The 15,632-nt window shown below is 37.7% G+C and carries 17 protein-coding genes; 1 reads left to right on the forward strand and 16 read right to left on the reverse strand.

Going from position 1 to position 15,632, the window contains the following annotated elements:
* Positions 1 to 28: 28 nt before the first annotated feature.
* The 5 genes from P0N36_RS11925 to P0N36_RS11945 all read right to left on the reverse strand — a co-directional run bounded on the left by P0N36_RS11925 (position 29) and on the right by P0N36_RS11945 (position 3,521).
* Positions 29 to 391: an MmcQ/YjbR family DNA-binding protein gene (locus P0N36_RS11925; RefSeq protein ID WP_275843078.1), complete on the reverse strand. Its 363-nt coding sequence runs from the start codon at positions 389 to 391 to the stop codon at positions 29 to 31.
* 331 nt (positions 392 to 722) lie between these two features.
* The gene (locus P0N36_RS11930) at positions 723 to 1,289 is read right to left on the reverse strand and encodes a 5-formyltetrahydrofolate cyclo-ligase (RefSeq protein ID WP_275843079.1); all 567 of its coding nucleotides are present in this window, start codon (positions 1,287 to 1,289) and stop codon (positions 723 to 725) included.
* Positions 1,282 to 1,491, reverse strand: a complete 210-nt coding sequence (locus P0N36_RS11935) for a DUF896 domain-containing protein (RefSeq protein WP_275843080.1) — start codon at positions 1,489 to 1,491, stop codon at positions 1,282 to 1,284. Before P0N36_RS11935 ends, P0N36_RS11930 begins: the two co-directional genes overlap by 8 nt.
* Before the next feature lie 14 nt (positions 1,492 to 1,505).
* Entirely contained in the window at positions 1,506 to 2,309 is an 804-nt protein-coding gene (proB, locus tag P0N36_RS11940) for a glutamate 5-kinase (RefSeq protein ID WP_442957190.1), read from the reverse strand.
* Positions 2,310 to 2,507: 198 nt separating this feature from the next.
* Entirely contained in the window at positions 2,508 to 3,521 is a 1,014-nt protein-coding gene (locus tag P0N36_RS11945; protein WP_275843082.1) for a DUF4349 domain-containing protein, read from the reverse strand.
* 224 nt (positions 3,522 to 3,745) lie between these two features.
* Between P0N36_RS11945 and P0N36_RS11950 the strand changes: the two genes are divergently transcribed.
* Entirely contained in the window at positions 3,746 to 5,269 is a 1,524-nt protein-coding gene (locus P0N36_RS11950; RefSeq protein WP_275843083.1) for a carboxypeptidase M32, read from the forward strand.
* A 225-nt stretch (positions 5,270 to 5,494) separates the two neighbouring features.
* On the opposite strand, the gene P0N36_RS11955 is transcribed toward P0N36_RS11950, so the two are convergent.
* From P0N36_RS11955 to rpsU, 11 genes are all read right to left on the reverse strand, one after another.
* Positions 5,495 to 7,081, reverse strand: coding sequence for an NAD(P)/FAD-dependent oxidoreductase (locus tag P0N36_RS11955; protein ID WP_275843084.1), 1,587 nt, complete (start codon positions 7,079 to 7,081; stop codon positions 5,495 to 5,497).
* A gap of 4 nt (positions 7,082 to 7,085) precedes the next feature.
* On the reverse strand, positions 7,086 to 8,315 hold the full coding sequence (locus tag P0N36_RS11960; protein WP_275843085.1) for an NAD(P)/FAD-dependent oxidoreductase: 1,230 nt from the start codon (positions 8,313 to 8,315) through the stop codon (positions 7,086 to 7,088).
* An 8-nt stretch (positions 8,316 to 8,323) separates the two neighbouring features.
* Complete coding sequence (locus P0N36_RS11965; protein ID WP_275843086.1) at positions 8,324 to 9,940, reverse strand: putative polysaccharide biosynthesis protein; 1,617 nt, start codon at positions 9,938 to 9,940, stop codon at positions 8,324 to 8,326.
* 29 nt (positions 9,941 to 9,969) lie between these two features.
* Positions 9,970 to 10,482: a cytidine deaminase gene (locus tag P0N36_RS11970; protein ID WP_442957191.1), complete on the reverse strand. Its 513-nt coding sequence runs from the start codon at positions 10,480 to 10,482 to the stop codon at positions 9,970 to 9,972.
* Positions 10,370 to 11,467 carry a DUF3048 domain-containing protein gene (locus tag P0N36_RS11975; RefSeq protein ID WP_275843088.1) on the reverse strand — a complete coding sequence of 366 codons (1,098 nt, stop codon included), beginning with the start codon at positions 11,465 to 11,467 and terminating at the stop codon, positions 10,370 to 10,372. Before P0N36_RS11975 ends, P0N36_RS11970 begins: the two co-directional genes overlap by 113 nt.
* A gap of 62 nt (positions 11,468 to 11,529) precedes the next feature.
* Positions 11,530 to 11,892 (reverse strand): diacylglycerol kinase family protein, encoded by a 363-nt coding sequence (locus P0N36_RS11980; protein WP_275843089.1) that lies wholly within the window; start codon positions 11,890 to 11,892, stop codon positions 11,530 to 11,532.
* Entirely contained in the window at positions 11,889 to 12,377 is a 489-nt protein-coding gene (ybeY, locus tag P0N36_RS11985; RefSeq protein ID WP_275843090.1) for an rRNA maturation RNase YbeY, read from the reverse strand. The genes P0N36_RS11980 and ybeY overlap by 4 nt, the downstream gene beginning before the upstream one ends.
* A 5-nt stretch (positions 12,378 to 12,382) precedes the next feature.
* Complete coding sequence (locus P0N36_RS11990) at positions 12,383 to 13,738, reverse strand: HDIG domain-containing metalloprotein (protein ID WP_275843091.1); 1,356 nt, start codon at positions 13,736 to 13,738, stop codon at positions 12,383 to 12,385.
* A gap of 5 nt (positions 13,739 to 13,743) precedes the next feature.
* Positions 13,744 to 14,760, reverse strand: coding sequence for a PhoH family protein (locus P0N36_RS11995; RefSeq protein WP_275843092.1), 1,017 nt, complete (start codon positions 14,758 to 14,760; stop codon positions 13,744 to 13,746).
* Positions 14,761 to 14,915: 155 nt separating this feature from the next.
* Positions 14,916 to 15,362: a GatB/YqeY domain-containing protein gene (locus P0N36_RS12000; RefSeq protein ID WP_275843093.1), complete on the reverse strand. Its 447-nt coding sequence runs from the start codon at positions 15,360 to 15,362 to the stop codon at positions 14,916 to 14,918.
* A 22-nt stretch (positions 15,363 to 15,384) separates the two neighbouring features.
* Entirely contained in the window at positions 15,385 to 15,558 is a 174-nt protein-coding gene (rpsU, locus tag P0N36_RS12005) for a 30S ribosomal protein S21 (RefSeq protein WP_125135675.1), read from the reverse strand.
* Positions 15,559 to 15,632: the final 74 nt, after the last annotated feature.

A 15,632-nucleotide genomic window follows, 5' to 3' on the forward strand; every position in this document is an offset into this window, starting at 1 on the left:
TATTGCTTCATGAGTATAGCTTGAGCATTTATTCATTTTCAAGAATACTTTTTTGTTGTTTCTGTGTCAAAGCTTTAAAGACAAGATCATAGGACATATCCAACATGGTTTTTAGGATATCATCCGGCACGTCTCCTTCCAAAAACACAGAATTCCAATGGGTCTTATTCATATAATACCCAGGAATAATATCTGAATATTGATCACGTAAAGACTGACCGAATATTGGCTCACATTTAATAGTTATAATCGGTTTCTTTTCTTTATTGGTACCGATCATTACATACATCTTATCTCCTATTAAGTAACGTGTGGCTTCCCACTCCACTTTATAATCTTTTACTGTGCCTATCTTTTCTAAACAGTACGCATCTACCCAATCATATTTCATCTATATTCCTCCCTAAAATTATATTTTTAAGTATAACTATGGTTAAGGCATCAAAACTATATAGTTAAATTTTCACATACACTGTGTGTGAAATTAGTGAAACTTAGTTTTGACCTTTTAACCACTTATGAGACTTTATACCTTCGTCATAATTGTACTATACAAAGCAACATAACACTATATATACCTGATAAATAATTTTGAATTAATTAACGTAAACTTTATATTGAGTGCAAATAATCAAAGAGGTCAGATACGCCTATTAGCTCCTGGAAATGTATTAAAAAGCGACCTTCTTATTGATTCAAAGATCGCTTGTTTATAATATTTTTTATTTTTTTCTGATTTTAATCACACGATCTTCTGTGACGATATAGTCCATAACTTGGTCTTTGCTCTCATATGGAAGTTGATTTTCCAGATGATTTTCATAAGCTAATCCAACTTTTATAAGACCCGGGTGAGCATTCAGATAGTTGTCGTAATAGCCGCCACCGTATCCTATTCGGTTGCCCTTTAGATCAAAACAACAACCCGGTACAAGAATTAAATCGCCTTCTTTTGGCTCATAGACCGCACTTCCAACCTTTGGTTCCATAACACCAAAGGCACTTTGTTTTAACTGTTGTGGCCCGATATAGGGCGAAAAAGCCATTTCTTTTTTATCTATTACTCTTGGTACTAAGAAATCATAACCTCTATGGTTGACCATGTCTTTTACAAAAAGACAATCTACTTCATTTTTCATTGCAATATACCCAAAAACATTACAGGATTGATTGAAAAAATCCGCTTCTAGAATGCGTTTGGCGATTTTCTCACTTTTACGATTCACATCTGAAAAATACATCTGTTGTCTTATAAATAAATGTTTTGCTCTATAGTTTGTCTTATCCATCACTTTTCCTTCTGATGGGCGTTATACTTCCATCGGCTTCTACAAAACTTGCTTGACTTAAAGTTGCCTTGACGCCATTTTTCCAGCTTTCAATATAGGCTGTTCTCAATACGAGCTGTTCAGCCTTTTCTTGGTCATTCAAACCTTCTGATTTTGACTTTTTGGCTAAATAATTAATACGTTCTATTTGAGATTGATCCATTTCAAACCTCCTTTTTATTGCGCTTTGAATAATGTTCCAACATCTTCACCGGCAAGAATATCAAGCAGAACATAAGGGCGATCTGCATTGGCTATGACCATATCAATGTGTGCTTCATTTGCAATCATCGCTGCTTGAAGCTTTGTTACCATACCACCTGTTCCAACAAGGGTGCTTGAACCCGTTGCCATTTTAAGAATATCACCATTGATTTCCATGACTTTGGGAATCAATTCAGCTTCTTCATAACGAATAGGATCCATCGTATGTAAACCATCAATATCTGATAATAGTATCAATAAATCCGCTTTAACCAAGGTGGCAACAATCGCTGACAAAGTGTCATTGTCACCAAACTCAATCTCATCTGTTGCGACTGTATCGTTTTCATTAACAATAGGAATGGTTCCATAATCCAACAAGGCATTAAATGTATTAACAACATTATTTCTACTTTTTTCTTCCATCGTAATATCTTTTGTTATCAGTACCTGTCCTGCAATAATATTATATTCTCTGAAAAATTTCTGATACATACGCATCAAGGATGCCTGTCCAACCGATGCAACAGCTTGTTTTTTATCCATCTCTAATGGCTTGCTATCTAGATTCAATACGCTAATCCCTGCTGCCTGAGCACCGGATGAAACTAAGATCACATCTAGACCACTGTGCTTCATATCCGCCAGTTGACGAATAAGTTTTTCCATTTTCGTTAAATTGATATGTCCTGTATCTTTGTACGTCAAAGACGACGAACCTACCTTAACAACGATTCTTTTTTTGTTAATCAACGCTTTTCTGTCCGTCATATCCACAACTCCCATGTCATGATGTAATCTGTTTTATTTTACAACAATACGTGAACCTAATCAATCATTTAAGTCTATTTTAAGAAGTTTCATGATTAGTAACAAAAAAAATGCATTAATGGCTTAAAATAAGGTAGGTTCTACTTAATACCAAAAGTAAAACCTACCAATTTATATGTGCGAACTGTATAGATTCATGATGCCTTATAGATTGGAATAATCATCATCCTTCTTAGCGGCATCAATTTGCTTCATCGTTTTGCTTTTCTTAATACTTTTTTTGTAGATTCTAATACCTATGAAGATCATTAAAGCTGTAAATAGCAAATATGGAGAGTTGGCTATAACATAGACAATAAAATCTTCAAATCCTTCTTTGATATCTGACAATGTATTTTTAATACCTTGGCTTACCCGTTCTCCAAGGGTAATCGGTTCTTTTTCTATAATCGTCGGTTTTAAAACTTCCTGAATATGAACATGTATGGTTGAATACCGGACACTATCACTCATATTTCTTAGATTACTTGTATACCGTTCAATCTCATATCGAACATTCTGAAGAGCATATTCCAGTTGAATCACATCTTCAAGCTTTTCTGATTTTTCTAGAATCGCTAAAAGTCGGTCCTCTTGTACTTTAAGTGTTTCCAGTCTAGATTCAATGTCAACAAATTGACTGGTAATATCTTCACGGCCTTCATTAGCATTGAGCACTTGACCTAAGGTTTTAAGTTCTTCAAACATGGCTTCAAACTGTTCCGCGGGTACCTTAATGCTATAACGACTGGACCTTCTTTGGGCACCACTTTCATATATCTGACCACCATAACTTTCCGAACCCTCCACATAAGCATTGTATTTGCCTATATATTCTTTGAGGGATGTTATGGTTTCGTCATATTCAAGGGTTTCAATGGACATATGGCCGGTTTTTATGATTTTTCGTTCATTGATGACCATTGACTCAGGTACAGATTCACCGCCATCAAAGCTTTTTGATTCTTCAACGGTCATTTCCATTTCTATACCCGCTTCTTCTCTGGCCTCTTGCGACATTGCAGGTGCACTTTCACCATAGTCCATAAAACCGGATTCATTTGAACTGGTCACTGAATCCTCTTTCATACTACTTTTTTGAGTACCACATGCGGACAAAACAAGTACCATCACCAGTACACTTATAATCCCAAGCTTTAATCCTTTAAATCTTCTCATCGTCAATCTCTCCTTTTTCTCTCCTATATCCCTTGATGTATCCAGTATTATCTATTATAATCATTCTGACGTAATTAGTCGATTTTTGTTCCATTCATCATTTTTATTTGTGGTTAAAGCGTCAAAATTAAGTTTCACAAATTTACATTAATTTATATAGTTTTGATACCTAAACCTATGTTAAAATAATTTTATAACAATGCACATAGAAAGGCGGTACCTTTATGACATCTACAACAACACAGACTAAAGACCTAACTCCTATAGAACAGCTGGAAAAATTAGATCAGAGCCTAAGTGCTCTAGGCTTTTCAGAAGCCCTTATATTCTGGGATTCAGCCACACTAGCACCTAAGAATGCTGTAAATGGAAGATCAGAAACCCTTGTTCACCTCTCTGAATTCTATTATAACACATTGGTAAATGAAAACATCCATCAGGTACTTTCAAATCTGGAGGCTACAAAAAGTGACTTGAATGATCTGGAAAAATCTAAACTCCAATTCTTTAGAGAAGAATATGATAAAGTGGCCTGTGTTCCCGTAGATGAGTACGCTGCATTTAAAGGTCTACAAGCCTTATCTTCAGATGCATGGGAAGAAGCAAAAGAGAAAAATGATTATTCCATCTTTGAACCCTATCTACAAAAAGTCATCGATTATCAAAGAAAATACATCCGGTATAGAAACAAAGAAGGACACCCCTATGACACCTTACTCCAAGACTATGAAAGGGGTCTAACGGTAGATATCGCTGATCAATTTTTCGACCTCTTAAGAGCGGTGATTGTCCCACTTGTTCAGAAGATTAAAGACAGTGGCGTCACTGTAAGCTCTCCTTTTGAAGGTATAAAATACGATGTCAAAAACCAAAAAGATTTTTCCGACTTACTACTTGAGAAGCTGGGTTTCAATAAAGATAGCGGCATCATAGCCGAAAGCGTCCATCCTTTTACTATGAATATCACCAAAGATGATGTTCGCATCACGACCCATTATTACGAAGACAATATTCTCTCAAGCATTTACAGTACCATACATGAATGTGGCCATGCATTATATGAACAAAACATTGATACGGCTTTAGGGTTCAGTCGATTGGCAACCGGAACCACCATGGGTATTCATGAATCTCAATCTAGAATCTATGAAAACAATGTTGGTCGCTCACGTGTTTTCTGGGAGACTTATTTCCCTTCATTGCAAGATTTATATAAGGACCAACTGGGAGAGGCTAATCCTGAAGTTTGTTACAAAGCCAGCAATTATGTTCGACCCACTCTAATCCGTATTGAAGCGGATGAGTTAACTTATGCTTTGCACATTATGATCCGATACGAGCTGGAAAAGCAGATTTTTGAAGGCAAGTTAAACGCAAAAGATTTGCCCCGTGCTTGGAACGCGCTTTATCAGAATTATCTAGGCATAAGGCCAGATACTGATGCCAAAGGCGTCTTACAAGATGTTCACTGGTCAGAGGGCTTATTTGGATACTTCCCTTCCTATGCCCTTGGTAGTGCTTATGCCGCTCAGTTTGAAGTCGCTATGAACAAAGATTTTGATGTGAACAAAGCCATCGCTGATGATCAGCTTATTCAAATAAAAAACTGGTTAGCCGATAAAATCCACAAATACGGGTCGACCAAGACGCCGGAAGAAATCCTTCTAATCGCTACTGGTGAACCTTTCAATCCAAAGTATTTTACAGATTATTTGTTAAAGAAGTACAGTGATTTATATGATTTATAAAACTTCATATTCAACTCACTTGAGACAATAATTTCTCCTATTACGCATACATAAACTCTTAATTAGTGTAGATATTATGTTCTGAATTTGTCTTTGCCAACACCGACCATGAAGTTCCTGGAATGACGTGTGTGACTTAAGCTAAGCAACAGGATGTTGCTTGCCGACTTTTGGCACAGGACGTGCCAACCGGAGGCCGTAGTCATACATGTCATGGAAGGGTTTTCATGGGACCAAATTCATAGATAATATCGACTCCGCCACCTTCATACCATCTAGTGCCGCCGACATAATACCACCTGCATAACCGGCCCCTTCACCACAAGGATATAAGCCTTTGACCGGACTCATATAGGCTTCATCTCTTAAGATTCGTATGGGTGATGATGTTCTTGTCTCAACACCTGTTAGAACCGCATCTTTTCTGTCGAAGTCTTTAATCTTCTTGCCGAATGCTTGAATCCCTTCTTTTAGAGCTTCTGCTACAAAGTCAGGTAAGGCTTGATTCAAGTCCGTCATGGTATATTGACCCTTAATATTGGGCTGAACACTTCCAAAAGCTGCTGTGATTCTACCATTCATAAAGTCGTCCAATTTTTGAACGGGTAGGCTGTAATTTGAACCGGCAATTTCAAAGGCTTTTTTCTCCCATTTTCTTTGAAAATGTACACCAGCCATCAAATCATCGCCATCAAAATCCTCTGGCAGTACATTGACCAGCAATGCACTGTTTGCATTGACTTCATCTCGCTTAAAATTACTCATACCGTTACACACAACATGACCATTTTCAGAAGCTGAGTTCACCACAAAGCCACCTGGGCACATACAAAAAGTGTAAACAGCACGTCCTTGACCTGTTCGATAGGTTAGCTTATAGTCCGCTACAGGCAGGTTAGGATGATCATAACCTACTCCATATTGTTTCTTCGAGATCATCTCCTGGGGATGTTCTATTCTCAAGCCGATGGCAAAAGCTTTTTTCTCCATAGGGATCTCATCGATGATTAGACGCAAAAAGGTATCTCTTGCACTATGTCCAATGGCCAAAACCACATGATTCGTAGCAATGAGATGACCGAACTGGTCTTTGACACCTGAAATGGCGCCATCTTCAATGACCAGTTCGGTCATCTTCCTGTTAAAATGAACCTCACCGCCCAGTGCAATGATTCTAAGGCGCATGTTTTTAACGACTTGAATCAGATAATCTGTGCCCATATGAGGCTTATTCACATAACGGATTTCTTCAGGTGCACCAGCTTCTATAAAGGTATCTAATATTTTATCTATTCGATAGAATTTGTCTTTTACCCCTGTATTAATTTTTCCATCCGAGTACGTTCCGGCGCCCCCTTCACCAAACTGTATGTTAGATTCTACGTCTAGTTTACCGGTTTCAAAGTAAGTCTCTACATCTTTAATCCGCTCATCAACGGGTCGCCCACGCTCAAGTAATATGGGTCTAGCCCCTTGTTCTGCCAGTATAAGCGCTGCAAAAAGACCGGCAGGACCGGCACCGATAACCACCGGTCTTTTTTTTGGTATCTTTATTGGGCCTTTTAATTCATAAGATGGCATTTCTTCTATATATGTCAACTTTGATAATTTTCTATTGGTGGATGCTGCCATCACAACATGGACGGTATAAACTATTTTTATGGCTTCTTTTTTTCTTGCATCTACTGATTTCTTGATAATCCTAATCTCAGTTTTTGGTTCAAGCCCGTAAATCGTTTTGACCAATTTATATAAATCATCAACATCATGATCCAACGGCATTTTTATTTGTTCGATTCTATAATAACCCATATTATTATTCCTTACCGGCACTACGGCCTGCTACATGTCCTGAGCTCCATGCCCATTGTAGGTTAAACCCACCGCAATCCCCATCCATATCCAGTATCTCTCCACATAGGATGACATTAGGATATTTTTTACATGTGAGTGTTGTTGCATCCACTTCACGACAATCAACGCCTCCAGCAGTAACCTGTGACTGATTCCATTGCCTGGTTCCTGTAATACTAAGCCTAAAGGCTTTGAGCCAATTTACAATCATTTCTCGTTGCTTAGAGGTGATTTGTGCCCCTTTATCCCTTGGATTCATACCACAGTCTTTTATTAAGGGGATAATCATTTGCTTAGGAAGTAAGCCAACAAAAAAATCTTCCAATACCTTATAGGACATTCTTTCGATGCGCTTTAATAACATCTCCTCCAACTCAACTCTGTTAAGCAAGGGCACTAAATCGCCATGAATTTCAATGTTCTTTTTATGTGTCTTAATAGCTAAAGCAGCGGTCCGACTCACATCTAATATTGGGGGTCCGGATAAACCGTAATCTGTAAAAAGAAGTTCACCATAGGCGCTCTTAAGATGTACTTCATCAACAACCAGATCTACCTTGGCCATTACTTTGGTTCCTTTAAGATGTTTAAGATAGGCATAATCCGATTCAAGTTGAATCAGAGAAGGATAAGGTTCGATTAGATTCATTCCCAGTTTTTTCGCTATTTGATAGCCACTACCGTTAGAACCCAGGTCAGGAGTAGATTTTCCACCACCAGCCAGAATCACATAATCGCCATAATATTTATTTTTTTTGGTATGAACCACCAACCGTTGACCTGTATCCACATGCACCACATCTTCATTACACATGACCTGTACTTTTTGACGGTCCAGCTCATAGAGCAACACATTCACAACCGAAGCAGCTTGAAGTGAGTAAGGGTAGAGCTTCCCTTCCTCAAGTTCTAGAATGGGGACACCTAATTCTTCAAAAAAATCTAAGGTTTTACTTAAGTCAAACTGAGGATATATTTGATCATATAAATTTTGACTGTCTGAATGGAAACGACTTCTCTCAATCCATCTGTTTGAAATATTACAACGTCCATTACCGGTTGCCAATATCTTTTTGCCAATACGGTCTTTACGTTCCAATAAAATTACTTTTTGCCCCAGTCGTGCAGCGGTTATAGCGGCCATTATGCCCGATGCCCCACCCCCTATAACAATTACTTTGTTTTTACCCATTTTATCACCTACATCAATTTTAATCTTTTTGCTAGAGCTACAAGGTTAGAACCTTTTGGGAAAATTAATAAATCTGCTTCTGTTATACCACCGATTTTCACAAGCAAAATGACATAAAATAATCCACCAACCATAATGGCTACCAATGTAGCAATGGCATTCGAATGACTTACAGCCATAATCATCCTATGAACCATCATGGCGATTAGACCCATCATCAAACCTGCAATTAGAGGATACAGCACAGATATTTTATAATCCATATTCAAATGAATTTTCTTTTCAATACTCAAATAATTCATAGTAGCCACTAATCCACTAAATATAATATTGGATATGACCGCACCAATAAGTCCAAAGTCAAATGCATATATTAATACAAACATAAAAACAACTTTAACGCCAAGAGCTACTAGAGAATGTCGTACCGGAACCTGAATCATACCCAGCCCCTGTAAAATACCAATACAGATGGCCGATACACTGTAAAAAACAACTGTCATAGCACCCAATCTCATGAGTAAAGAGGCGATTTCAATGTTTTCAGTGCCAAAAAGCATCTTAAGAATAGGTTCTGCTAAAAAAGCTAAACCAAATGCTGACGGCATAGAAACCAATAGTACCATCTTGATGGCCTGTTTTCCTCGGTGTTGCACTGCTTTATACTCTTTTTTAGCCATAAGGGCAGTGATCCCCGGTATGGATGCCGCTGCAAGTGCAGATGCAATAGATATGGGCAAGGTTAGAATCAGTTTATACTTAGAAGCCAATATCCCATACTGACCTGCTACAAAAGCCGGTTCATAGCCTTGAAACAAAAGTCCCCGTTGAAACAGTACTGTATCCACAAGACCAGAAAGATTGTAAGCCGTCGATCCTATTAGCATAGGGACTGATGTCATAACAATAATCTGCCAATAGTCGAACAAACCATCCTCAACAGTAGACACACGATCATTAGCCATGCGTCTTCCGAAATACGGCCTGGCCATTCTATAAACAAATACAAGGAACAGCAAGCCAAAGAGTGTACCTATACCCGTTCCTAGGGTACCTCCAGCCGCTCCGAAGGCAACGCCTTGACTTAGTAAGGCATAAGCCATAACAAGGCTGAATATGGCGTTAAAGACCTGTTCAATGATTTGTGATATTGCCGTTGGAACCATTGTATTCATACCTTGAAAATAGCCCCTAAAGACAGCAAGAATAGAAAAAATCAATAAGGCCGGCGCCAACGCTTTCATAGCATGTACGCTACCGGGAGAGCCAATAAACGATGCCAGGTTATGCGCTTGAAAATACATAATGGATGACGTAATTAGACCGACAAAGGCACCAAGAAGCAAGCCCGCCTTAAAAATCTGATGGGCTTCCTTGTATTTTTTTAGTGTAATTTTCTTAGAAATAATCTTGGACAATGCTGCCGGCAAAGCATAGGATGATATAATCAACATAAAAGAGTAAATCTCAAACGAACTGCTGTAGTACCCCATACCTTCTTCCCCAAGAATATTCACCAGAGGAATTCTATAAAAGAAACCGATTAGACGTACAATCAATGAAGCTGAGGCAAGGATACCACCTTGAACAACCATATGATTGGATGCTTTTTTAGTTGAAACCATAACCCATCCCCATCTTCCTATCTCTTTATTTATAAATCAAACTTAAAAGGCAGTATTTCTGTCATAGGGATTTCAATAATGCCTTTATCCTGATCATCAAAAAGTAAAACGGCATCCATCATGAATTCACTCATGACTTGACGACATATACCACAAGGATAGGTAAATTGTTTACTGTTACTCACCACAGCCAGTTTCACAAATGCCTTCTCACCTTCAGAAATGGCTTTAAAAATAGCCGTTCTTTCAGCACAATTGGTTGCACCAAAAGAAGCATTCTCAATATTGCAGCCTTTAAAAACTTTACCACTTTTGGTTAATAAAGCAGCACCCACTTGAAATTTAGAATATGGTACATAAGCATTTTCCATGGCTTCATAAGCCATTTGTATTAGTTTTTCGTTCGTCATAGTCGCCTCTATTCTCTTTCTATTCAAAAAGTAGTTTTTCAGTACGATTAGTTGGAAAAACAGATATCCACGTTTTTCCAGGATACATGATAAGAGGTTCACCCTTCGCATCAAAATACTTGGTCGGTTCATTATGACCTTTTTTTATCCATGTAATAGGCACCATCTCACCTCTCGTCAGATAATATCCTTCGCCTTCTGTTAATAAATTCATGTCCATACGTCCTGCAGAATCACCTTTAATCGTCCAGATATTTGCCAATTGAATAATGATGTTATCAAAAGTCAACTGCTGACCTGTTCCGTCATCTATGTGTTCGCCGGTGCCGGTTTTCTTATAATTCAAATACTGATATCTTTTATACACCATGGTTTCCGGGTCATAATCAAACCAAGCATAATGATAATTGGAAAAATCCAATATGACTTTTTCCACTTTTTCTGGTTCCATCAACTTAATTTCTTCTGAAAAGTCGAACTTATTAATAAATGAAGGGTCTTTATCGGTTCTGTAACCTTTCTGTTCCCATGTTTTCATAATTCTTTCTTTAGTCGCATAGGTGCTATGAGGACTTCTTCTACTTGAGTCTTTATAAGCCACGCCAGAAGACATCCCATCCAAGCTAGGGGATCTAAGATTTCTGATGGCATTATAAGCTTGAGGACTACCACCTATATGAACAAAAATAGCGTCAAAATCAAAGGCAAAATCTAAATAGTAATGTCTGGCACTTCTAACCGGTCCTATTTTTTCTCCTGTAAAATCCTGATAAACTGCAAATAGTCTGGTGATGCCACCTTCAACCAAGGTTTCATAAATAATATCCGCTTCCTCTATCCCGATTTGAGGAATTGCATTGTGAATGTTACTGATAACAATCCCCACAGGACGTCTGTCTATCACGTCTTCATCAATATATAAGCCTGTTAATGGATTCAATGCTTTACCTGTTAAATCCACTTCTTCTTCTTCTTCAATCTCTTCAACTTCTTCAGTTTCTTCCTCTTCAAGGGCTTCTTCAACAATCTCAGGCTCCGGTATGGCTTCTTCTTTACCGCAACCTACAGTTAGGATTATTAACCCCATTAGAACCCATACACATATTAACTTTTTCATACTTGACTCCTTTAGTCTCATTTTAGTCTTATTTTCAGTAACGCTATAAGTCATTTTTCATCTTATAAGGATAAGAGCTTAGGTATAAATATAATGGCACCAATAATTATTGCAACAATAGCAGCAATTAATGTAGCACCTGCTGCAATGTCTTTAGAATACTTTGCTAGCTCATTGTAGGTTTTACCGCAGACCATATCAACGGTATATTCAATTGCCGTATTAAGCAACTCTGCTACAATTACAAAGCCAATGGTTAAAACAACAATCAACCATTCTATAATGCTAATCTTAAAATAGACACCAAAGAATATGACAAGCAAACCAAATAAAGTGTGAAGCTTGACATTCCTCTCTGTTTTAAATGCTTGAATAATACCATTAAAAGCATGAGAAAAACTCGACCTTAGGTTTCTGTTTTTCATCGTTTCATCCCCATATCCTCTAGAATCTCTTTTTGTTTGTGAATCATTATGGCTTCTTCTGCTTCTGTTTCATGATCATAACCCATTAGATGTAACATACTATGTACAACTAAAAAGCCTAGCTCTCGCTCCTTACTATGCCCATAGAGCTTACTTTGTTCTAATACTTTGTCCCATGAAATCACAATGTCACCCACATACACTTCGTCGGTCTCAGGATTTTTAGGTTCATGCTTAATAGATTGACTAAATTGTTCGCCTATCATAATATTTACCATAGGAAAAGACAGAACATCCGTCGGCTTATTCATGCCTCTTTGATCCAGATTAATCTCTTGAATCTCATCGTTGGACATAATCGTAACACTTAGTTCAACCGGTTCACTGATACCTTCATAAGTTAGGCTATATCTTATTGCATCTTCAATAAGAGGGTTTAAGGCCGTCTCTTGATCACCATATAACCATTCAATATATACACTCATACGCATCACCTGTTCGTAGGATATTTTACCCGCTCATGATACATACCATTATAAACTTGAATAAAGGCTTCTGCAATGAGAGGTAATTCTTTCATTCTTAGTGGACATGCATCTAATTGATCTTCCATAAACTTTTGATTCGATATTTCTTTAATGATTTCCTTGATACGTTCTAAATGCCGATCTTCCTCATCAAGGGATCTAACATATGCCTCTACACAATCTGCTAGCATAATAATGGCAGATTCCTTCGTACTTGGCTTAGGACCCGGGTATCTAAAAGCAGCTTCGCCATATACAATACCATCCTCATATTGATTGGCCTTGTGATAAAAATAGCCCACAAGAGATGTCCCGTGATGTTCTTTAATCAACTCAACGACAACTTTGGGTAACTTGTGGTCTTTTGCTAATTTCACCCCATAAGCCACATGTTCAATAATGATTTGGGCACTGGACTCTGCCGCTATCTGATCATGGGGATTAGGACCACCATTTTGATTCTCTATAAAGTATTCCGGATCTTTTAACTTACCCACATCATGATAGAGTGCACCGACTTTTGTTAATGCAGCGTCTCCTCCTACAGCCTTTGTTGCTCTTTGTGCCAAGTTGGCTACCATTTTGGAATGATGGTAGGTGCCGGGTGCTTCCTCCATCAACCTTTGAAGTAGTTTATGATCTTCGCTAATCAACTCAAGTAATTTTGTTGGTGTGACAAACTGGAAGATCACTTCCCATAAGGGCATCGATCCTATAACAAGGAGAATGGTCAACCCTATATTGGCAAACACCAATATAGGCTCATTCATATTCAATTCTAATCCCATCATAAAGACCACAAGAATATAGAACAAAACACCAATGACCGATGTTAACCCGGCTACATAGACGATTTTTCTTCGTTCTTTTACCGCCACGATGACAAGGGCCGAAAAAACACCAATAGGTAGATAAAATAAGTAAAATAGGAGTGGTAAATCCAAAACAATACCGATAATAGCAACACCTAACAAGTGGGTAATAATAGCAAGCTGTTGATCAATATTGATGGCAATGAGCATAACGACAACTAGAATCGGCATAAACAAAAACGATGTTTCTCCCAAAAAAACAGATGCCGTCCATAAGGATGTCGATATAAGAATCAAGAAAATTGTTTGGTTAAAAGGAATCCTTCTATGAAATAAAAAGAAATAATAGCCATACAGGGTCATCAAACTTAATATCATTAAATTCCGACTAAAAATAAGCCCAAATTCTAACTGATTAAAAACCATGGAGAAGTTCATAAGTACCAGCATAATCAACATCGCCAATATCAACAACAAACTTCTAATTCTAATTTGAAGCTTCACCATACCCCCTACTTTCCGTAATGTTTTTTTGTGTTCATATTCGGCTTATGCTTTTCTCTATGAGATTTCTGATTTTTCTCATAAACTTCATAGGCATTCACAATTTTTTGTACCAAGGGATGACGCACCACATCTGCTTGGGTTAATTGAACTATGCCAATTTCTTCAACATCTTTTAGGATTCGACTGGCCACTTCCAATCCGGAAACCTTATTTTCCGGTAAATCCTTCTGGGTTATGTCACCAGTAATAATGGCCTTAGAACCATATCCAATTCTTGTAAGAAACATCTTCATTTGTTCAGGAGTGGTATTTTGAGCTTCATCCAATATAATAAAAGCATTATCTAAAGTTCTACCTCGCATATATGCCAAAGGGGCCACTTCAATTAGGCCTTTTTCCATGTTGGCTTGATAAGCATCTGCCCCCATAATCTCATGGAGTGCATCATAGAGAGGTCTAAGGTATGGATCCACCTTACTTTGTAAATCACCTGGCAAAAAACCTAGTTTTTCACCAGCCTCAATCGCAGGTCTGGTCATTATAATTCTGTTTACCTCTTTTTTCTTAAATGCTGTAATTGCATGGGCCATTGCAAGATAAGTCTTACCGGTACCTGCCGGTCCGATTCCAAAAACAATCATCTTGTTTTTAATGGCATCAATATAGGCGTTTTGACCTGCCGTTTTGGCACGAATGTATTTGCCACGCATGGTCATACAGACAAAATCATCTTTGATTTGATTCAGTACATCTTCTTTTTCTTTATGAATCATTTCTATAGCATAATTGACAATTTGTTCATTAATCTCTACACCTTTAAGGCTACTTTTCATAAGCTGCTTAAGTACCTTTCTGGCTTTGATTGCATCGACCTCTTGACCGGTGATTCTTATATCATTATCACGATTGACTATACTGACTTTTAATGCCTTTTCAATATGTTTAATATTAACATCAAAGTCACCAAAAACCAAAGTTATCAAATCGTGAGGCATATTGACCAGTACTTCGTTTTTTTCCATCGACAACCTCCCATTGTACCCATAAAAGTTGGGCGCCTATCTATTTTAACATAATTATGTTTTAGATGACCAGTCTTTTGATGCTTTTTGTATGACTTTCCTTGAGAATAAAAAAGTGCCATGGATATCCACAGCACTGCTTTAGTTTAACTATTCTATTGACTTAAACGCTTTTTGACCAATTGACTTACCAGTTTGGTATCTGCTTTACCGGATAACTGCTCCGTTAGAATACCCATAACTTTTCCCATATCCTTCATGGATGTGGCTTTTTGTTCCTCAATTGTCTTCGATACAATCTCATAGACTTCATCATCAGATAATTGCTTAGGTAAGTAAGTCATGAGAATTTCAATCTCTGACTTCAATTCGTCGATGAGGTCTAAACGACCACTCTTTTCAAACTCAGGTAAGGCGCTTGTACGCTTTTTAACCAAGTTTGCAATGATTTTTACATAATCTTCTTCCGAAACTTCGATCTTCTGATCTTTTTCCATCTGAAGAGCTGCTGTACGTATGGATTGAATCGTATTCTTGCGTAGAGTCTCTTTTTTCTTCATTGCTTCCTTTAAATCCAGAAACAATTGATCTTTTAAACTCATTCAACCATCCTATTCAATTATATTAGAATTTACGTTTTCTAGCTGCTTCTGACTTCTTCTTACGTTTAACACTAGGTTTTTCGTAATGTTCTCTTTTTCTGATTTCTTGCATGATACCTGCTTTAGCGCAGTTTCTCTTAAATCTTCTAAGAGCACTATCAAGAGTTTCGTTGTCTCTAATCGTTACATTAGACATAGCAATTTCAACCTCCCTCCAGTTGCGTATTGTGCTTGTCCTACAACTAAAGGTAATAATTTAGCACTATAGAT

The organism is Petrocella sp. FN5 (genome assembly GCF_029210395.1).
Taxonomy (GTDB): Bacteria; Bacillota; Clostridia; order Lachnospirales; family Vallitaleaceae; genus Petrocella.